This is a genomic window from Polyangiaceae bacterium (genome assembly GCA_020633205.1).
Lineage (GTDB): Bacteria > Myxococcota_A > Polyangia > Polyangiales > Polyangiaceae > JAHBVY01.
In genome coordinates this window covers 344,888-364,613 of record JACKEB010000017.1, presented here as the reverse complement: position 1 = coordinate 364,613, position 19,726 = coordinate 344,888, and the positions used below count along the sequence as shown (strand labels likewise).

The window sequence follows — 19,726 nt, the reverse complement described above, 5'->3', positions numbered from 1 at the left end:
AGAACGTTTCAGCCCGGCCTCGGCGTCTTAGGCTCAGTCCTCTTCGATTGGCGGCAGCTTCAGCGCGCCACCCCCGAGTCCCGGCAGAGGCGGCAGCACGGGAGCCTCGGGCTTTGAGGCAGCGCCGGTCTCACCGCTACTTTGGGCGGCGGTCCCTTCGGCGCGGGGCGCTTCGACGGGCTCATTGCTGCTAGGCGCCGGGGTGTCCGTGCCCTCGGGAGCGCTGGCCGGCGCTTCTTCCGTAACCGTGGGGAAATGTAGCGTGGCGACCGCTGGAGACGCGTCAGGCGCCGCCACGGGGGTTGGGGGGGAGGGTGCTTCGGGCGAGTCGGCTGCAGGCGCCTGAGCTTCGGGGGAGGCGTCTTTGGGCGCCTCGGGCGCGACGCTGGACTCTGCTGCTTCGGCTTCGGGGGCGATTGAGGCGCTCGCGGCGCTGGCTGGCGCTTCCTCACCCCCTGATGCGGAGACGCGCTCCTCGGAGACGGCGGCTTCAGCGGCGGGCGAGGCTGAGGCCTCCGTGGTGTCCGCGTCGCTTGGCGTGTCGCTCTCGGGAATCGGTTTGGGCTCTGGCTTTTCGGGCAAGCGGGGCTCTGGGGAGCCGCGGCGTAGGGCGATCACCGCGATCGCGAGCAGCGCCACGATGCCGATCGCGCCTGCCGCGAGGTAGTGATCGCTCTGCTTCTTCTTTTTCTGTTCCCCGCGCTGGATCTCCTCGAGTGCCTGCTTCGCCCGCTTGTTCTCGGGGTTCAGCTCGAGGGCGCGACGAAAGGGCACCTGGTCAGCAACTCCGCGCGCCACCAGGTCTTGCCCTTCCAGGTACCAGAGCAGGCTCTGGACGCGGTTGTCGACCTTCTCGTCCGTGGAGAGCCGACGGGCGCGACGTAGTGCGGCTTCCGCGGCGGTGGGATCTTCATCGAGCTTCTGCTCCGCGAAGTCGACGTAGCTGTCGATCATTTCCGCACGGCGATCGAATAGCGGACTGCGGGCGAGCACTTTGTCGAACGCCTCTTTCGCCTCGACGACTTTTCCCGCTTTTTGTGCAGCCTTTCCGCTGTCGAAGAGCTTGTACACCTGAGCGAGGCGCAGGCGATCGAACTCGCCGAATAGCTCGCGTGCGGTGCGGTCCCAGCCCCAATCCGCGGGAGGCTTCTTCCCGACGATGTTCGCGTAGGTGTCCCGCAATGGCCAGTTGGCGGTCTCCTTCATCAGCGCTACCGCCTGACGCGAAGCTTCGCGGACTTGGGGTCGCTCGCTGTTGGCGAAGGAGATGACCACGCGCGCTGCATCCGGGTCGCGGGTGTATCCGTAGGCGCGCAGCACGTCAGCCAGCACATCGGGATCCGGTGTCTGAACGGCCTCCGAGGGGATCGCCTTGCCGAGGGCATCCAGTTGACGATCCGCCCAGTGCGCGATGCGCGGCGCCTGATGGCGGCGAGTCTCGATCAGCGCGGGGAGCGCCTTGTCCCCGAGCTTCTCTAGCTGAAGCTGCGTATCCACGCGGAGAAATTCTCCGAAGCGCACATACACCTGTACCAGCGTGCGCACCGCGGGAGTCGTGCCGATTTCCCTCAGCATGCGGCTGATGGCGATGACCTGGGTCACCGCCTTCCACTCGGCGTTCTTCGGCTCCGGGTACTCCGCGAGCATGTCCAGGTAGTCTGGCGTAGTGACCTTGCCGCGTTTCCCCGCGGCTTTCATCTTTTCGCGCTCGGCGCTGCGCGCCTTGTCCCGGATATCGAGCAGCTTTCGCTTGAGCTCTTCGCCCTTCGTGGACTCGGCGAGCTGACCCAAGGTGTGCGATAGCGCCGGGACCCACTTTGGTTCTGCCTCGACCAGCTCTCGAACCGCGCGTTCGCGGATCACGGGGTCTTCAGAGACCACGCGACCCAGCAGGTCTTTCACCGCCTCCAGTGCTTCCGGGGTTGGCTGGGGCAAATCCTGACTGGGGACCGCTGGCAGCGGGGCAAGGATATGCTGGCTCTCGGTCGTCGGCGCGCCGGCGTCTCCGCTGCTGTCAGCTCCCGCGTCCTCTTCCGCGCTAGCGCTGACCGTGAGCGAACAAACCAGCGCCGCCGCTAACCACGTCGCGCGCGGCTTTTTCAGCGTTCGGCAGGACATGACGCGGCGGCGGGTGCTCAACTCAAGATACGGAAGTCGGAGAATTCGCCGGTGAAGCTACGCCAGCGGGTATCGACGCGTTCCACGCGAGCGGCTGTTGGCCCCTTCTGAGCCCAACCAAACAGCTCGCGAATCGAGACTTCTTCCCCTTCAGCGAGGATCTCCACGCTGCCATCAGCGCGGTTCTTCACCCAGCCTCCCAGGCCGAGCCGACGAGCCTCGCGCTGGGTCGATGCGCGAAAGTAAACGCCTTGGACGCGACCCCGAACGATCAAATGCAGTTGTTTCAAGGCCATGAGCAACCCGGTAGGTAGCCGAGGGTGGGGGCATTGGCAACTTGCTGCCCACGCAGGGGCCACAGACCAGCGTGCGGTCAGCCAGCGTTGGCAGGGGAGACGATTTTCGCCCGCGGCCCCGCGGCCGTGTCCACAACGCGGCGGATCTATGAATGATTCCCGGTGTCTGCGATGCCAGGGCCAGTGTGTCACCGGGTGGACCGCAGTGGGGCTTCCGTGGTCTGATCGCCGCCGTGAGCCCGCGTCGCGCCGAAGTAGCTGGGGATGAGCCCCGGATCGCCGAATTGAAGGCGGCGCTGGCGCGCGAGGAGCGCATTTCGAAAGCGCTGCGAGAAGTCGGCTCGGCGCTCGGCACGACCCTCGACTTGGACGATCTGCTCGAGCTGATCCTCGACAAGCTCACGGACTTGCTCGATGCGGATCGCGCGACGCTCTACCTGCTGGACGAGGCGAATCGCGAGCTGGTGAGCCGCATCGTCGTGGGCTCCCGAGTGCGCAGCATCCGAGTCAAGGTGGGCCATGGCATCGCGGGTGCCGTCGCGCAGACCGGCAAGCCGCTGCGGGTGGCGGACGCGTACGCGGATCCTCGCTTCGAGCCCGAGTGGGACATGCTCACGGGTTACCGCACGACGAGCATCCTGGCGGTCCCGCTGAAGAACCACCTGGGGCGGACCATTGGCGTGATCCAGGTGCTGAACAAGCACGCTGGGTTGGCTCCCGGGCAGCCACGCCGCGGGGAAACAAAAGCAGAAAAGCACGCCCAGCCCGAGTTCAACGGTGAAGATGAGGCGATTCTGAGCGCGTTGAGCACCCAGGCGGCGGTGGCCATCGACAACAGTCGCCTGTTCTTGTCGCTGATCCAGAAGAACCGCCAGCTGCTCGATGCCAAGGAGCAGCTCGAGCGTGGTGTTCGTGACTTGTCACTGCTCTTCGACCTGGAGCGTGCCACCGCTCGCGCAGCCTCCCTCGAGGACCTGGCTCGCGCCTCGCTGCTGGAAATCGCGCGCGCTTGCGATGCGCGCGGCGCGGCGCTGCTGGTTGCTGATGAGGAGACTGGCGACCTGGTCGAGTATGTCCTCGACGCCGACGCGACCAGCGAAGTCCAGAAGCTGGGCGTGAAGTCCGGCGATGGTTTCCTCGCGGCAGCGATGGGCAGCCAACAGGTCGTACGTGTCAGCGACGCTCAGCAACAGACGAGCTACAGTGAACGGGTCGAGGGCGCGTTCCCGTTCGAGGTGGAGAACGCCGTTTGCGTGCAGCTCGAGGGAGATGGGCGCCCGCTCGGCGCCATGGGTCTTTTCAGCAAACAAGACGGTCGCGATTTCGGCGAGGAGGACATCTCGCTCCTGAAGTTGGTGAGCGCGAACGTCGCCACCGCTGTGCGGCTGTTTCGCGCGAGCGAGGCTAGGGAGCGGAGTCATCGGCTGACCACGATTGGCCGGCTCCTTTCCGGCATCATCCACGACTTCAAGACGCCGATGACGGTGATCAGCGGCTACGTGCAGCTGATGGAGGCTGAAGACGATCGCGAGCGCCGCGCGGAGTTCGCTGAGGCCGTGCTCAAGCAATTCGACATGCTGACCAGCATGCAGCGCGAAGTGCTGGAGTTTGCTCGTGGCGAGCGCCGGGTATTCGTGCGCAAGGTGTACCTCCACAAGTTCTTCGCCGACATCGCCTCCCAGCTGAGGCTCGAGTTCGAAGGTCGGCCGGTGGAGCTGGTGTTCAAGGTGGACAACAAGGTCGTGGCGCGCTTTGACGAGGGGCGCGTCGCCCGGGCGATTCACAACCTGGCGCGCAACGCGGTCGAGGCCATGGGGCCGCGCGGTGGCACCTTGACAATTTCTGCGCGGAAAGAGGCGGCGGCGGGGGCGAAGACGGGCTCCAAGAAGAAGCCACCCGAGGAGCTCGTGATCTCGGTAGCGGACACCGGGCCTGGCATCCCCGCCGAGATCGAAGACAGCCTGTTTCAGTCGTTCGTGACCGCAGGCAAAGAAGGCGGGACCGGCCTCGGCCTCGCCATTGTGAAGAAAATCGTGGAGGAGCACGAGGGATCGATCGAGGTCGAGTCATCGTCAGGGGGCGCGTGCTTCATCTTGAAGTTCCCCAGCGAGGGCCCTGCTCCTGAACCCAAAGCCAACCGATCTCGCGCTACCAATCGGCGGCCGAGCGTCAAGACGTCCCTGAAGAGCACTTGATGACCAGCTTCAAGCTTCCTTTGCTGCAACACCGTGAGGCAGCGCTCGAGACCTGCGCCTATTGTCCCAAGCTTTGCCGCGCGGCTTGCCCGGTGGCCGACGTCGAGTCGAGCGAGACATTGACTCCGTGGGGAAAGATGGGCCTCGCTTGGTATCAAGCGCGCGGTAGCCTCGAACTCAACTCGAGCTATGCCGCGACGGCGTGGGGCTGCTCGGGTTGCTACGCGTGTCGCGATCACTGCGATCACAAGAATCCCGTCGCGGAGACGCTGCTCGACGCTCGGGCAGAGGCTTTCGTGCGCGGGCTGGAGCCTCCTCGGGCGCGCAGCATCGCCAAGTCCGAGCCGAAGCGCCGTGAGCGACGCGAAGCTGCCCTAACTGCGCTCGCCGAGCATCCAGCGGTCGATCCGAACGCCCAAAGTGCGTTGCTCTTGGGCTGCGCCTACGCCAATCAGGAGCCTGAACTCTCCCGCGCCGCGCTGGACGTGGTGCTGCGTGTGCACGGCAAGGTGCGCCTGCTGAGCGGCTGCTGTGGTGGCGTTTCCCGAGCGGCGGGCGATGCGGAGACGGCGGAGCGCGAAGAGCGAGCCCTGGCCGCTGCCGCGGAGAGCTCCAAGCAGCTCATCGTGCTGGACCCTGGCTGTGCGGGCGGCGGTCGAGAGTCTGGACTACGCGCGCGAGGAGCGCTCACCCTGGTGGAGCTCGTCGCCACACGGCTGGATCTGCTGGGGCGCCTGGACGTCCCAAGCGGGGCCCGCTGGCACGACCCCTGCCAGCTTGGACGCGGTTTGGGGGTGTTCGAGGCGCCGCGTGCGATCCTGACTCGAATCCTTGGGGAAGCGCCGGGCGAGTTTGCGCGTTCCCGCGAAGAGGCAGTCTGCTCCGGAGCCGGAGGCCTATTGCCGGTGACCATGCCCGACGCATCGGGGCGCATCGCGGCAGCACGCATTGCGGATCACGAGGACGCAGGAGGCGGCACCATCGTCACTGGCTGCGCGTCGAGTCTGCGACGCTTCAAGAAGAGCGGCGCGGAGGCCCTCGATATCGTGGACTTGATCGCTCGGAGCCTCGCCGCGGGCGATGCTTGACGCGCGCCGTCGCACGGTCGCCACGCGCGTACTGCTCTCCTACGCGCTGGTGACCCTTGCGTTGGCGGTGATGACCGGCTGGGGCGTGGTCGCGCAGCGTCGCGCTGCTGCGGAGGCAGAGCTGATTCGCTCGGGTTACCTCCCGCTGTCGTTGGCGTTGCGCGACGCGGTGCACGGGCAGGATAGTTGGAACATCCAGCTGAACCACATCACCAGCGCGCGTAACCCCGTGGACAAGCGCGTGTGGTTCGACACGGCGCTCAAGGCAGGCCGTCCCAAGGCCTTCGGTGAGGTGAGAGCGGCGTTGTCTCGTGCTTTCGTCAGGTCCGACGAGCCCAGCGTGAAGGCGATCGGGATCGAACTCTCGCGCGAGGCAACACAGATCGAGCAGTCCCTCGGGAAAGACAAGGAGGAGCTCGCCCAGCTCTTCGATGCGCTGGCTCGCGGCGATGCCGAGCGGGCTGAGTCACTGCGCGACAACCTGGTTACGCGCGGAAGCAAGGGCAAGCGGAGACTGAGCGATCTCGAGACGCGCGTGGAGAAGAACGTCGACACGCTTCTCGATCGCGCCCGCGCCCGGGAGCGACTGGCGATTCAGCTGGCGTTTGGACTTGGCGTCTTCACGGCCCTGGTTGGACTGGTCGCGGCGCTGTACGCGCGTCGCGTGTTGCGCCCCCTCGCGCTGGTCACCGAGCGCGCGAAGGCGGTGGCCGAGGGTGACCTCACCCCCCGCGAGGTCGTGCCCTCGAATGATGAGATCGGCGAGCTCGCAGGCACTTTCGAGACCATGGTGCGTGCCATCGCCCGCGCGAACGAGCAGCTCGTCAGTCAGGAACGCCTCGCGACCATCGGTAAGATGGCTGCGCTCGTCACCCATGAGATCCGCAATCCGCTCTCCAGCATCGGCCTGAACGTAGAGCTACTGGAGGAGGAGCTCGAAGGCGCAGATGATGAGACGCGCAGCTTGCTCAAGGCCATCAAAGGCGAGCTTGAGCGCCTCAGCGCGCTCTCGGAACAATACCTCTCCGTCGCGCGTCAGCGCCCAACTCAGCTCGAGCGCGAGAACTTGAGCGATGTGGTTGAAGAGGCCCTGGAGTTTATCCGTAAGGATCTAGCCCGACGGGGCGTCGTGCTTCACATCGACCTCGACGTCACACCCCCACCGGTGTTGCTCGACGAAGCGCAGATCAAGCAGGCGCTCTTCAACTTGGTGCGCAACGGCGCGGACGCGATGCCCGAAGGTGGCGAACTTTGGGTGAGCGTGAAGAGCGACGCCGCGGACGTGCTCTTGGTCGTGGAAGACATTGGAAGCGGGATCGATCCCGATGCGCGGGAACGCCTGTTCGAGCCGTTTTTCTCAACCAAGAGCCAGGGCACCGGATTGGGGCTCCCCATCACGCGTCAAATCATCGAAGCCCACGGCGGTGAAATCAGCGTCGCGGCTCGTGAACCCAAAGGCACCCGCTTCACCATCCGCCTCCCAAGCTGCGAGTCAGAACGCGAGTCCAGCCAGCGCCCCCTCGAGCGCGCCGCGGAGACCTACTAGCTTTGGTGGTTTCGAGCTGGCGCTCGGTGCCAACGTCCAAGGCGCGGTAGATTGCTCCACCCCACCGCGTACAATGCGCCCATGAGGCTGGGGTTCATCCTGACGGTGCTGATTACGTGTGGAATTGCGGGCTGCAGCAGCAGCGACGATGGCAACTCGGCCGCGCAGCAGGATTTCCTGGACCGCTGCAAGCTGGCCACGGATCTGGCCTGTCAGAAGGGCTTCGACTGCGACAACTTCTTCGTCACGAGTCAGTTCGTGAGTGTCGCGCAGTGCCAACACGAAGCCGAACAGAACTACAAGAAGTCGGTGGGGAACTTCTCTTCCAGCCAGCTCAGGGACTGCGCCAACACCTGCGACCTGATGCGGTCCGATGTGGAGGCGCTCACTTGCGACAAGTTCGATGACGCGGTCTTCGCTCGGTATTCTTGCGGGAACTAAGTCTTAGCTGTGGCTCAGTCTCGTGGGAGACTGAGCCATGCCCGAGGCGTTGATCCACATCGTCATCGCGACGACCGACGAGCGCAAGCGCGCAGAGCTGCAACGTCTCCTCGCGGATCTCCCGGTGGCTTGGTTGGGGGTGAGGGAGCTACTTGGCCCTGACTATCAGCATCCGTTGGGGGCCGGCAGTAGCCTCGAGGAGAGCGCGCGCTCCAAGGCCAGCGCCGTGTGCGAAGCCACTGGCATGTGGTGTTTGTCCGACGCTTCGGGGCTCGAGGTCGATGCGCTGGACGGAAAGCCGGGAGCGCGCTCCGAAGTGTTCGCTCACGATCGCGCGACCGATGCCGAAAACAACGCGGCCCTGCTCTCCGCCTTGGAGGACGTGCATGACGAGGAGCGCCACGCGCGTTTCCGTGCGGTGCTTTGCCTTGTCAGCCCCTGGCAGGGTGAGCTGGAGCTGGTGGATGGCTCCGTGGCCGGACGCATCGCTCGCAGCGCCCAAGGGAGCGGCGGCTTCGGCTACGGCCCGTTGCTGCTCCTCGACGAGCTTCCGGGAAAGACGCTCTCCAACATCAGCGACGCCGAGCGTGATGTTTACGGGCATCGAGCGCGAGCCGTGAACGCGCTGCGTCCACGGCTGCTTCGACGCCTCGACGCGTTGCTAGACGAAACCGAGCGCATCGCCGGCTAGAGGAGCGGTGATGCGTGTTCAGCAGCGAGACGCGTCGCTAGTTACACGTCCCGCTCTGCACCCATGACGAACGCACCGAAGTGTTTTGGATGCTCGCGGGTAGACTCACAGCGACCTCCTTGCCCCAACCGAACAGCGAGTCGTAAGCGAAGGTCTCCGTCATGTCGAACTCGGCGCAGTCGCCGTTCCAGCGCTTGTTTGGATCGTTGTCTCCCCACGACCATGCGAGCCAGCCGATACCGCGCGTGTTGGCCTCGGTGATCAAGCCCCCGTAGTCCAGAGTTGCGCCGCATCCCGGCGGCTCGCGATTCGCGAACTCGCCGATGATGAAAGGCAACTTGGCCGCCTGGAAGTCGTCCATCAGCTTCGCGAGCTGAGTGCGCGTGAGCGGATCGTAGAGGTGCGCGGAGAAGATCAGGTTGTGATCCGGATCGGCATTCATCAGCTCAGCGCCCTTATCCAACAGCACTTGGTAGTCCCGACCGCAGCGACCCGCGTCGATCATCAGCGGTACGTGAATCCCTGCGGAACGCATCGCTTGCACGATCGAGCTGTAGCTGCTGGCGAATGCGTTGTCGTTTGGTGAGCTAGCCTCGTTGGCGATGTTCACGATCAGGTGCGCCTGGTGCTTCTGAATGAAGCTCACCGCATCGCTACTGGTCCAGTAGCTCTGAATGTCTCCTAGGTTCCACTGGCAGGTGGAGTCGTGGAGCTCCAGGATGGGCACCATCTGGTTGTCGACCGCCGCTTGCACGGCGGACTCAGCTTCGTTGATGGCGACGCCGTGGGTGCCGAACCAGAACAAGCGCACGGCGTTGGCTCCGGTCTTGGCGATCTCAGGCAGTGCCGCGCCGGCGCGGTCCACGTACATCGTGGGGTGGTTCACCCCGCGCATCACGAACTCTTCTCCGCACGGATCGTAGATCTTGCCGTCGCTGGTGTAGAAGGTGTCTTGCTGCGGGCCACTGCCAGCGGAGCCGCCAGCGCTCGTTCCCGCGCCACCGGCAGTGCCCCCGCTGGAGCTACCCCCGTTTCCAGCATTGCCGCTGCCGCCGTTGGCAGTGCCTCCGTTGGTGTTTCCTCCGTTGGCAGTGCCTCCGTTACTGCTGCCGCCGCTCGCGCTGCTACCGGCGGATCCGCCGCTCGGGTTGCCCGCGGTGCCACCGACCCCTCCGCTGCCGCTGGCTCCACCAGTGTTACCGCCGGGATCCGAATCGGAAGAGCAAGCGATCAAGGAGAGAGTCAGGGCGGTGACAGCTAGAGTGCGAAATCGTTGGGCCATAGGGAGGCTTCCTTTCGCCTCCACCATGCCTCGCCTGAATGCGAATAGGGCTCGTTTCCAGGCGCAAACGCGTTTCCGTATGAGAGTTGCGCTTAATGCGCACTTGGATGGTCGTTTCCCCTCGGACGCGCAGCCGGGAGGTTTCCTGTTGCAGTAGTTTTCAGTTCTTGCTGCCGAGCAGGTCGAAGTGAGCGCCCATTTGTAGTGTCACCCAGGCGTGGCTCGCGACGATGTCCGCTTGCTCACTCTCGCTGTTCGTGGCCTTGTTGTAGTAGGTGGCCGTCCCGAATTGGCCGCCGCCGAGGGTGAGCATCGGGCTTAGAGAAAACGCGCGTGACAGCCGAATATCCGCGCCAATGCCGATGCGCGACTCGAACGGTGCGTCTTCCAAGCGCAGCTCGTCGCCGTTGGCCCAGCTGGTGCGGAAGCGCCGCCCACCGACCACGATTTCGATCAGCAGGCCGACGTTGTCAGGATCGGACGAGAAGCGCAGTCCGAGCCCGAAGAAGTCAGTCTCGGCGTCCTGTTGCTCACCGTTGCCGGCGATGTCCAAGTCGCCTTTGCCCAACTTAGCGCGTTCCCATGTGAAAAATAGCACGTGGCGGCGTCCCAAGCGGGCTCCGACGTCCAGCTCTCCCATGGGACCGCTGCTCGCGTAGTTCTGCCACTCTTCGCCTTCCGAAGCCAAGCAGATGCCGCTGCGATCCACAGCGGTGCATGTGGCCCAGACGTTTCCGAACGGATGAAAGTAGCCGATGCGTCCGCCAAGCCAGAGCGAGTACTCCGGCGCGAGGTGGCGGGGGCGCGGCGGGGGTGGCGGCTCGTAGACTCCCGGCGCTTGTGGCTCGTAGACCACGATGGGCGGCGGCGGTTCGCTCGTCGCGTAACCTGGAGGTGGTGGCTGTCGCTGCGCGGGTGGCGGTGGCGTCTGCGTTTCAGGTGCTGGCTCCACGTAATACTGAGGACCAGGGCCTGGCGCGGGCTGCGCTTCGGGCGCCGCGGGATCTACGGGCGGTGGCTCTGGAGCCGCGCCTTGGGCGAAAGCCGTCGCTGGCGCCAACAGCGCCACCCCGAGAGCCACTGGACAAATGCCTAGCCGTGACATGACCAAAAGATACCATCCGTCGGGAGCCACCGCCGTTCGGGAGCGGCTCGAGCTGCGAGCTGGACGACGACCAGCTTGGGTTCGCGGGAGCCGGAGCGACGCGCTCTCCCCCTCAACCTGCTGGACTTCGGGCCGAATGCGGCGCTCCGCAAGTGCTTCTTGTCGCATGCAGGGCAGAGATCTGGCCATGGAGTGGCACGCAGGTCTCAGACGTGCGATAGCCGGCGCGCGCTGACGTCTTGCGTTGGCGTCCCCCTGGCTCTGGGGTGAGGCGCGGTGCGTCGAAACGCGCGTTGACCCTGGCTAGAGGTGCGTGCTAATCGACCGCCGCCTTAAAGGGCACCGTGCAGCAAAACTGGAAAGCCCTCGGAACTGTTGGAACCGTCGGGCTCGAGTTCGTCCTCAGCATCGCCGTTGGACTCTGGGTTGGCCAGAAGCTCGATGGTTGGCTCGGGACCGGACCGTGGATGACCGCCCTCTGGCTGGTTTTTGGATTGGTCGCCGGCATCCGCGCCATCGTTCGCGCCTCAGCGCACCTGCAACGGGAAACCGAAGAACTAGAACGCCAAGAACGCGAAGAGCGCAAACGCTACCATGAACGCAAAGGCCACGACCGATAGCTCGAACAGCGGGATCGCTCCCGTGCTGTGGGCGCTCGGCTTGGTCGGCGCTGCGCTAACGGCGGGTTCCTTTCTCTACTTCGGTGCGAAGCATGGCTTCAGCACTGGCCTCGGCGTACTCCTCGCCGCAGGCAACCTGTGGGTCATCGCCAAGGTGATCAGCGGGTTCTTGAGTCCTTCCGAGGGCAAGTCCAAAGGTGGGCTGTTCCTCGTCACCCTGTTCAAGTTTGCCGCCTTGTTTGGCGGAGTGTTCGCCCTGCTCAGGCTGGGCGCCGTAGACATCCTCGCTCTCGGAGTGGGCTACGCCGCGTTGCCGCTCGGTATCGTACTCGGGCAGTTCAAGACGGTTCCCACTCAGGTGCGAGAAGGAAACTAAGCCACAATGGGTCACTACAGCTGGCTGACGCTTCTTCTCGAGAAGTTCAAAGGCAACCTGAGCCGCAACGCTCACATGCTTGGCGAGTCCTTCGTGGGTAACCGCCACGGCACGTGGGAAGACTTCGAGCCGATCACTGCGAGCCTGCTCATCGCCGTCTTGCTGATCCTCATCGGCATGCGCGTGCGCAGCAAGCTGACGAAGCTCGAAGAGGCCGTGGTGCCCGATGACGAGCTTACCCTGCGGACCTTCATGGAGGCCTTCCTCGGCTACTTCTACGACCTCGCAAAGAGCGTCATGGATGCCGACCGCGCCAAGAAGTACTTCCCGCTGATCGCTTCCTCCGCGTGCTTCGTGTTCTTCGCCAACCTGATGGCGCTGATCCCCGGCATGCCGGTTCCCACCAGCAACCTCAGCATCACCGCTGGTAGCGCGCTGGTGGTCTTCGTCGCCTTCAACGCCTACGGCATCATGGTGAACGGCGGCGCGTACATCAAACACCTCGCAGGCCCCTCGCCGATGCTGGCGCCGCTGATGTTCCCCATCGAGGTGATCTCGCTCTGCGTGCGCCCGGTGACCCTCGCCGTTCGACTCATGGTCAACATGGCGGTGGACCACTTGGTGCTCACCACGTTCATGGCGCTCGTCGCCATCATCGTGCCGATTCCGGTCATGTTGCTCGGCTGCATCGTGGTCGTCGTGCAGACGCTGGTCTTCACGCTGCTGACCACGATCTACATCGGTCTCGCAACCGAAGACATGCACCACCACCACTGAACAGGTGGCCGCGACGCTGAGTCGCGAGACAGCGTGGCGCTACACAGGTAGCGGCTCCCCACGGCAAAGAACCAACAGCTTCGCATCCCGCGCGCGGGATCCAAGAACCAACCCACTTAACGGCCCCCGGACTTTCCCCCAAAAAAGCGGTGGCCACCGCGAGCAAAACACACTAAACGCTCGCGCGATCGAGACGAATAAGGAGACTCTCAAGATGTCCACCAAGAACAAGCTGGCCCTCGCCATCGCCACCGTTGCCACCTTCATCAGCTCCAGCGCGTTCGCCCAGGCGGGTGCAGCAGCCAACGAGTGGGACACCAAGGGCTGGATGGGCCTCGCCGCTGGTATCGCCATCGGCCTCGCCGTCCTCGGTGGTGCGCTCGGCCAGGGTCGCGCCGCTGCCGCCGCTCTCGAAGGCATCAGCCGTAACCCCGGCGCTGCCTCCAAGATCCAGACCCCGATGATTCTCGGTCTGGCTCTGATCGAGTCTCTGGTGCTCTTCGGCTTCCTCGTGGCGTTCTTGCTCCAGAGCAAGATCACCTTCGGCGGCTGATTCACTGCTGAAATCAAAACGACCGTTGCACGCCCTTCCCCACGGAAGCGGCGTGCACTGGTGTTTTGTGGTTTTGAGTGGCTAGCTAGCTAGCGGGGGGGAGGCTAGCAGGTGCCCCCGCTACTTCTTGCGCAGGCTACGCAGCGTATCCAGCGACACGTGGAGCAGGTACAGGCCGACGGCGAGCACCATCAAGATGCCGCCCAGCCAGTGGTGCTCCGAAGCCACCAGCCAAGAGCCGCTGAGCATCAGCGCCGAGGACACCACGCCCGACGAGATACGGCGCCCAAGGCGATCCGTGATGGCTTTGCTCTCGAGGGACTCTGTCTTGACCACCAGGCGGCCGAGGGCGATGTCGTCGAGCAGTTCGCTCAGCTGCTGCGGCACGTTGTAGGTGGCGCCGCTCAGGCGCTCTACCCGGCGTAGTAGCTCGTTCCCGATGCGCTCCGGCGAGTAGCGCTTGCGCAAGATCTCGAGGAACAGCGGCTTGACCTCGTTGAAGACGTCGAGCTCCGGATCGATCTCCTTGCCCACACCTTCAATGGTCATCAAGGCTTTGCCGACCAGCATGAAGTCCGGTGGGATTTCCAAGCCGTACTTCGTCGCGCCTTGAACGAGGTCGCGGATAAGCTCCGAGAGCTCGATGTCCTTGAGCTGCTTGCCAAGGTACTTCTCCGCCAGGAGGGACACTTCCGCGCGGTACGCGTTCATGTCCACCTTCTTGGTCTTGGTGCCGATGGCGTAGAGCGCGTCGGCGATGCCCTCGTAGTCCTTGCGCACCGCCGCGACCATCAGGTCCACCGTGAGATCGCGCATGCGTGGGGAGAGGCGCCCCACCATGCCGAGGTCGATCATGGCAAAGACGGGCCGCTCCGGCGTCCCCATGATGAAGACGTTGCCCGGATGCGGATCCGCGTGGAAAAAGCCGTCTTCGAAGATCTGCTTGACGACAATATCCACGGCGATGCGCGCGAGCTTCTTGCCATCGTGGCCGCTCGCCATCGCGTCGTAGATCTTTTGTCCGTCGAGGAACTCCAGGGTGAGCACCTGCTTGCTCGAGGCTTGCTTGTAGACCTTGGGGAACTTGACCTGCTTGTAGCCCTCGAAGTTCTCTGCGAAGCGAATCGCGTTCTCCGCCTCGGTGCTGAAGTCGAGCTCCGAGGTGATGGCGCGATCGAACTGCTGCACCAAGCCGATGGGGGAGTAGATCTTGCTCTCCGGGATGGTGCGCTCGACCAGCGCCGCGAGGCCGTGGAGGATGTCGACGTCGCTCTTCACGGTGTCGCCGATGCCTGGTCGCTGCACCTTCACCGCGACCTTCACCACGCCTTCATCCGTCTTGAGCGTGGCGCGGTGCACCTGAGCGATGCTGGCGGCGGCGAGGGGCTCTGCGTCGAAGGTCTCGAAGACGTCTTCGATGGGTGCACCGAGGGAGTGCTCGATCTGTCGCCTGATGTCTTCGTAGGCAACGGGGGGGACGGAGTCTTGGAGCTTCTTGAGCTCGCGAACTAGGTCCGCCGGGAGCACGTCGGTGCGCGTGCTGATGATCTGGCCGAGCTTGATGAACGACGGGCCCAGGTCTTCGAGCACACGGCGCGCACGCACCGCGGAGGACATGTTCTTCGCCTCGGCGGCGCCCTTCTGCTCTTCCGCATCGAGCTCCGCGTCGAGCTCCGGGTCCTTCTCTTTGCCCTTCTTTCGTCCGAGCCCGGTGCGATAGACGATTTCACCGAAGCCATGTCGAACTAGGACGCGCGCGATGTCGCGCACGCGCGCGAGGTCGCGCGCGGCGGTCAACAGTGAGACCACAGGCTATTCCAATCCGACTTGGCTGAGCCCCGCGGAAAGCTTGGAACGCAGCGCCATGAGATCGAAGGCGCCTGCGCTCGCTGAACCCACGGACTGCACCGCGCGCTCGGCTCGCTCGCGCGCGACGTTGCTCAAACCCAGGCGATCGCCGAGCAGTCGCAGCGCCTCTTGCTCCTTGGCATCGACATGACCCTTGAGGCCGACGACCCAACCGGCGGCCGCATAGGTGAACAAGCGCGTGAGGCGATTCATGCGGATCGTTTCCACATGGTCCAGAGTGATGCGCTGAGCGATCGCCGACTCAACGGCGCTCAGATCGCCCTGCTGCAGCCCAAGCTGCTGCGCGGCCATTCGGATGCCCTGGGCCTCCTCGGGAGCCATCTCACCATCCGCCCAAACCACGGCGGCCAAGGCCACCAAGGTGTCGCGCCCGATCTCTAGATCCATGCCGCGTAGTGTAAGTGAACTCAGCGCACCCGTACCAGCGTGCCGGGGTCGTACTGCGTCGGGATGACGGCGCTCCAGCCTGCGGGCAAGCGCGGACTTGCCCAGTGAAAGAAGCGCTCTGCGGCGCGGGGCGTCAAGTTCACGCAACCATGGCTTTGGCGCCTACCAAAGCGCCGGTGCCAGAAGGTGCCGTGAAGGCCGTAGCCCCTCTTGAAGAACAACACCCAAGGCACTTCCTCGATCGCGTAGTAGCGCCCGGCGTATTCGTTCTCCAGGTTGTCCATATCCGTGGTGCGCAGCTTCACCCAGATGCGATGGGCGCCCTTGGGCGTGGCACGCTCGCTCTTGCCAGTGCCTTTTCCGGTGCTCGCAAGGGCGGTGAAGAGCGGCGTCGAGCCGCGATAGGCCGTGACGACTTGTTGATCGATCTCCACATCGATCCAGCGCTCATCAGGCTGCACCTCGGGCGGTGGCTCGGTTGGTGTGGGCGCGCGCACATCGCTCTCCGAGACCCAGCCACGCTCGATCTTGAACCAACGCTTGCGATTCTTGGTGACGACCTCACTGAAGCGAATCGACTCGAACTGATTCAAGGTGGTGACCCGTTCGCCGCCGTTCGGCTTGCTGCGAACTGTCGTCATGGGTGAGTACACCCAGCCGGCGTCCAGCTTTCCGTCCTCGAGTTCCTCAGTGGAGAAGCCCAGTGGCCGCGCCGGATTGAGATCGCGCATCGGGAGCCAGAGGCCTTTGGTGTTCAGTCCGTAGGCTTCGCCGACGACGTTGCGTTCGATGCGCACCAGCGCGACGGACATACCGGGCTCGTATTGATTGTCTGGGGCGCCGACGTCGCCCAGGGACAACTTGGAGTAGCCGAAGCTGCCGTCCGCCCCTGCGAAGTAGTAGTCGAGGGGCAAGCCACTGCTGGTTGGCGTTGGGTTCGGATCCTCGGGGAAAGGCGCCGCCCGGGAGAGCTCGACGTTTGCGTCACACACCCAGGCGAGCGGACCCACGTTCAGCCAGGTGCCGCTGCAGCCTGGGCCACGTTGGCTGCCGTAAAGCGGGAGCTTCGCGCCAAGCAGGGCGGTGCCGCGTCGAGGCGACTTTCGATCTGGGCGGGTCCATAGGTACTCACCCTGTCGTAGGATGAGCACGCTGCGCGCGTCGTCTGGCAGAGGCACCGAGGACTGCCACAGCGGCTGGCTCCTGGCGGTGCTGTCGCTCAGCGCGGCCATGCCCAAGGCACCCAGGACAGCAAGCCAGGGTGCCGCTAACAGGAGCAACGGCCGCGATCTCACGCAGCGATCGTAGCGCGCTGACTTGGGGTGGGCCCAAGTTGAGGGCACCAGAGCACCTCACCCCAAAAGTTGGGGCTGAACTCGGCTTGGTTACGCGCGTGTGTGGGGCACAAAAGCAAACGACCCGCGCCTTGGGACGGCACGGGTCGCTGCTATTGGGAGCTGCGCTGGGCTCAACCGTGGAAGGTGAAGCGCATCTCGTGATCGCAGACCTTGAAGAAGTCGCCTTCGTTGATCACCTTGCGTTGCACCCGCTGGCCTTGGTGCTCGATGCCGTTGGTCGAGCCCATATCCACCATGTAGTACTGGCCGTTCAAGAACTCGATCATCGCGTGCTGACGCGAGACGTTCGGGTCCTTGATTGTGAGGTCGCTCGACTGCTTTCCGCGGCCGATGATGAAGCGCTCCTTGGTGACCGGGAAGCGCGTCCCCTCGTACTCGACGAAAAGCGCCGGAGCCGGATTGTATCCCTGTGCCGGGGCCATGCGCTGGGCCGGCGGCGGGGGTGGAGGCGCGGCCGGAGGCGGCGGAGGCGGCGGAGCCGCGTGAGGCATGGGGGGCGGCGCGGCGGACCTGAGCGCATGGGCGCGGGAGGCGGCGGCGGCGCTGGCGGGGCGGGGGGAGCCGGCGGGGCCGGTGCGCGGCCCGTAGGGGGCGGCGGCACACGGCTCGCCCCAGGAGGCGGCGGGGAGGCGGCGGCGGTGCTGCACCCATGGGCGGAGGCGGCGGCGGCGCTCCGGGCGGCGGAGGCGCACGACGAGAAGTCGGCGGTGCCGGCGGCGGACCACTGCGCGAGGGCGGCGGCGGCGCCTTGGAGCTACGCGGCGGCGGCGGTGCGGCCGAAGGGGGCCCGGGAGGGGGAGGCGCCGCGGCGCCGGCCGGTTGCCCCGCGGAATAGCCGCGTTGACGCGCGTACTGCTTCATCGCGTCGTTGATCAGGTAGTCGACGGAGCATTCTAGCTCCTGTGCCATCTGTTCGAATCTGACCCAGAGGGCATCGCGGCATTGGAAGGAGCGAGGCGTCTTCTTGTTGGGATCCGTCATGCTTGAGCCCTAAAGCTTCATTGCTTTCAGCAGGTGGGGGGTCGAGAGCTTACTCATTCTTTGTTGTCTTCCGCCTGTTTTTTCGCGGCTTCCTGCTTCTTGCGCTCTTCCTCTTCCTTCTTTTTGTCGGCCTCGGTGCGCTTCTCCATGGAAGGTTTCACGCAGTAGCGAACGAACTCCCCAATGTTGGAGACTTCTTTGGTCTCGGTCTTGTCCCCCTTGTCGCCCACCGGGACCTCACACTTCCACTCGCAGTCATCGGCCTTGCAGCTGGGCACGCGGGTGGACTCTTGCTCGAAAGGCGTCACCTTACCGAGCTGATCCTTTGTTCCGTACTTGCTGTAATACGCCAATGCGGACAGACGGACCGACGGCGAGTAGCCAGAGCCGAGGTACTTGTCAGCAAGCTCGTCGCCCTTCTTGTCGCCTTTGAGCTCGCCCATGCGCACGCCGTAAAGCACGGGTTCGGAGATCGACATGCCCTTGTCGTTGCGCGCGAGCTTGCTCATGAACTCATCGAGCTGACTCTGATCGCTCATGCGCAGCGCGAGATCCGCGGCAACCCAGCGCAGCTTCCAGTCGTCGGCTTTGAACAGCTCGTACAGCTTGTCGATCACGAGCTTGCGCGGCATCTCGCCGACGCGCTGAAGGGCGACGGAGCGAATGGTGTTCGAGGTGTCCGACGCGGACGCGAGCTTCATCACGACTTCGATCTGCTCGGGGCGATCCTTGTCGAGGTGACCGGCCAGCGCCGCCAACGCGGTTGCGCGGCGCTTCTCCAGCTTGCCTTCTTTGTCTTCGCGGGACGCGTACTCGAGCAGGTAGTCGACCACCGGCTTGCCGCCAACTTCCTTCATCGAGCTGAAGGTGCGGAGCAGCTCTTCTTCCTGGTAGGCCTCGAGCTGCCCAGCGAGCTGATCCTTGGTGACCTTGGTCAAACCCGACGCCTTGTTTGCGGCGTCGACAGCGGCTTCCTTCTGCTTCTTCCAACGCTCGCTCTCGATCTCTTTCGCGATCTTCACGAGCGCGGTGCTGGCAGCGAGCTTCGTTTCCGCGTCGCCGAGCTCGGCGACCATGCTCGCCATGTTGCTGATGCGCTTCGCGCCGGGCACCATCAGCTTCGGTAGTTCCTTCACACCTGGAGCACCTAGGGTGCGCAGCACCTGCTCCATGCCTGACATCTGAGTGGTGTTGTCTAGGCGATTGGCGAAGTCCGCCATGGCCCACTCAGCGAGCGCGGCTTTGATCTCGCTGCGCAGTTTGTCGTCGCCAATCAGGTCCTTGTCCTCGTAGGTGAGCAGCGCATAGGCCGCATCTTTGTAGGGGTACGAGGTGTCGGCGGGAGCAGGCTGACCTGCCTGCGCTTGAGGCGGCGGCTTACGGATCTCGGCGACCAACTGCGGAACGACCTTGGCGACGATCTCCTTTCGGTCCTCCGCCGCCAGGTTGCTCAACGCCTCCAGCAACCCCACGCACTCGGGGTTGTCGGCGCAGGTGATGCCAACGCGCTTTCCGCCGCGCGGCTTCATGCGCACGAGCGTCATGGCCGCTTCGACGCGCAGATCGAGCGGGTACTTGTCGTGGGTGAGTACCGCGATGAGCTTTCCGGGACCTTGCTTGGTTCGGCCCCAACGGTGCACATCGTCAGTGGTGGTTCGACACCCAGTGGTGATGAAGACGGAGGCGAGGGTCGCCGTGAGCATCCCGGTTGCAGCGGCTCGCCGCGCGTAAAGGCGCCATACCATTGGTTTACCTATCTTCTCCCCAACCCGTCGGTTGCCCGCTTGCTAAGCGGGAGACGCCTCACTGCCCTCTCCGTATCCGCGGGAGAACGCCGTGAGGCTGATGGTGGCGGGCGCCCAGCTGGGCCCTGCCGCGTCAAATAGTAGCCTTCGCTGTCGTCGTGACTCAAGCAGACGACCAAGTGCATCGTGCCCTCAGGACCTTCTACCTGTCCCACGCTGCCGCAGGCTAGCAGTGGCTGGGCTCATCCCCGCCATTTTGTGGCCTGACGGTCGCCCAGCGTGGTTCCTTTAGCGGCTC

At 64.6% G+C, this 19,726-nt stretch carries 19 protein-coding genes; 10 read left to right on the top strand and 9 right to left on the bottom strand.

From position 1 onward, the window contains the following. Positions 1-33 precede the first annotated feature (33 nt). On the bottom strand, positions 34-2,118 hold the full coding sequence (locus H6718_27940; GenBank protein MCB9589278.1) for a hypothetical protein: 2,085 nt from the start codon (positions 2,116-2,118) through the stop codon (positions 34-36). A gap of 17 nt (positions 2,119-2,135) precedes the next feature. Then, complete coding sequence (gene yccX, locus H6718_27935; protein ID MCB9589277.1) at positions 2,136-2,414, bottom strand: acylphosphatase; 279 nt, start codon at positions 2,412-2,414, stop codon at positions 2,136-2,138. A gap of 152 nt (positions 2,415-2,566) precedes the next feature. On the opposite strand from yccX, the gene H6718_27930 reads away from it, so the two are divergent. From H6718_27930 to H6718_27910, 5 genes are all read left to right on the top strand, one after another. Then, a complete protein-coding gene (locus H6718_27930; GenBank protein MCB9589276.1) occupies positions 2,567-4,609 on the top strand; it encodes a GAF domain-containing sensor histidine kinase in 2,043 nt (680 codons plus the stop codon). After that, positions 4,609-5,697, top strand: coding sequence for a (Fe-S)-binding protein (locus tag H6718_27925; GenBank protein MCB9589275.1), 1,089 nt, complete (start codon positions 4,609-4,611; stop codon positions 5,695-5,697). The genes H6718_27930 and H6718_27925 overlap by 1 nt, the downstream gene beginning before the upstream one ends. Continuing rightward, a complete protein-coding gene (locus tag H6718_27920) occupies positions 5,690-7,243 on the top strand; it encodes a HAMP domain-containing protein (protein MCB9589274.1) in 1,554 nt (517 codons plus the stop codon). The genes H6718_27925 and H6718_27920 overlap by 8 nt, the downstream gene beginning before the upstream one ends. A gap of 81 nt (positions 7,244-7,324) precedes the next feature. Beyond that, positions 7,325-7,684 carry a hypothetical protein gene (locus H6718_27915; protein ID MCB9589273.1) on the top strand — a complete coding sequence of 120 codons (360 nt, stop codon included), beginning with the start codon at positions 7,325-7,327 and terminating at the stop codon, positions 7,682-7,684. Between the two features lie 37 nt (positions 7,685-7,721). After that, entirely contained in the window at positions 7,722-8,375 is a 654-nt protein-coding gene (locus H6718_27910; protein MCB9589272.1) for a non-canonical purine NTP pyrophosphatase, read from the top strand. Between the two features lie 37 nt (positions 8,376-8,412). Here the strand turns inward: H6718_27910 and H6718_27905 are convergent, their stop codons facing one another. Both H6718_27905 and H6718_27900 read right to left on the bottom strand, forming a co-directional pair. Then, a complete protein-coding gene (locus tag H6718_27905) occupies positions 8,413-9,657 on the bottom strand; it encodes a cellulase family glycosylhydrolase (GenBank protein ID MCB9589271.1) in 1,245 nt (414 codons plus the stop codon). Positions 9,658-9,817: 160 nt separating this feature from the next. After that, on the bottom strand, positions 9,818-10,762 hold the full coding sequence (locus tag H6718_27900) for a hypothetical protein (GenBank protein MCB9589270.1): 945 nt from the start codon (positions 10,760-10,762) through the stop codon (positions 9,818-9,820). Between the two features lie 344 nt (positions 10,763-11,106). Between H6718_27900 and H6718_27895 the strand changes: the two genes are divergently transcribed. From H6718_27895 to H6718_27880, 4 genes are all read left to right on the top strand, one after another. Continuing rightward, positions 11,107-11,382, top strand: a complete 276-nt coding sequence (locus tag H6718_27895; GenBank protein MCB9589269.1) for an AtpZ/AtpI family protein — start codon at positions 11,107-11,109, stop codon at positions 11,380-11,382. After that, positions 11,357-11,758, top strand: coding sequence for an ATP synthase subunit I (locus H6718_27890; GenBank protein MCB9589268.1), 402 nt, complete (start codon positions 11,357-11,359; stop codon positions 11,756-11,758). The genes H6718_27895 and H6718_27890 overlap by 26 nt, the downstream gene beginning before the upstream one ends. A gap of 6 nt (positions 11,759-11,764) precedes the next feature. Further along, complete coding sequence (gene atpB / locus H6718_27885; protein ID MCB9589267.1) at positions 11,765-12,535, top strand: F0F1 ATP synthase subunit A; 771 nt, start codon at positions 11,765-11,767, stop codon at positions 12,533-12,535. Between the two features lie 214 nt (positions 12,536-12,749). Continuing rightward, on the top strand, positions 12,750-13,088 hold the full coding sequence (locus H6718_27880; protein MCB9589266.1) for an ATP synthase F0 subunit C: 339 nt from the start codon (positions 12,750-12,752) through the stop codon (positions 13,086-13,088). Between the two features lie 120 nt (positions 13,089-13,208). Here the strand turns inward: H6718_27880 and H6718_27875 are convergent, their stop codons facing one another. From H6718_27875 to H6718_27860, 4 genes are all read right to left on the bottom strand, one after another. Continuing rightward, positions 13,209-14,897 (bottom strand): AarF/ABC1/UbiB kinase family protein, encoded by a 1,689-nt coding sequence (locus tag H6718_27875; GenBank protein MCB9589265.1) that lies wholly within the window; start codon positions 14,895-14,897, stop codon positions 13,209-13,211. Positions 14,898-14,900: 3 nt separating this feature from the next. After that, positions 14,901-15,344: a hypothetical protein gene (locus tag H6718_27870; GenBank protein ID MCB9589264.1), complete on the bottom strand. Its 444-nt coding sequence runs from the start codon at positions 15,342-15,344 to the stop codon at positions 14,901-14,903. A 20-nt stretch (positions 15,345-15,364) separates the two neighbouring features. After that, complete coding sequence (locus tag H6718_27865; GenBank protein ID MCB9589263.1) at positions 15,365-16,639, bottom strand: L,D-transpeptidase; 1,275 nt, start codon at positions 16,637-16,639, stop codon at positions 15,365-15,367. A 173-nt stretch (positions 16,640-16,812) separates the two neighbouring features. After that, the gene (locus tag H6718_27860; protein ID MCB9589262.1) at positions 16,813-17,193 is read right to left on the bottom strand and encodes an FHA domain-containing protein; all 381 of its coding nucleotides are present in this window, start codon (positions 17,191-17,193) and stop codon (positions 16,813-16,815) included. A gap of 158 nt (positions 17,194-17,351) precedes the next feature. On the opposite strand from H6718_27860, the gene H6718_27855 reads away from it, so the two are divergent. After that, positions 17,352-17,537 carry a hypothetical protein gene (locus tag H6718_27855; GenBank protein MCB9589261.1) on the top strand — a complete coding sequence of 62 codons (186 nt, stop codon included), beginning with the start codon at positions 17,352-17,354 and terminating at the stop codon, positions 17,535-17,537. Positions 17,538-17,736: 199 nt separating this feature from the next. Here H6718_27855 and H6718_27850 read toward each other — a convergent pair whose 3' ends face one another. Beyond that, positions 17,737-19,428: a hypothetical protein gene (locus H6718_27850; protein MCB9589260.1), complete on the bottom strand. Its 1,692-nt coding sequence runs from the start codon at positions 19,426-19,428 to the stop codon at positions 17,737-17,739. Positions 19,429-19,726 lie beyond the last annotated feature (298 nt).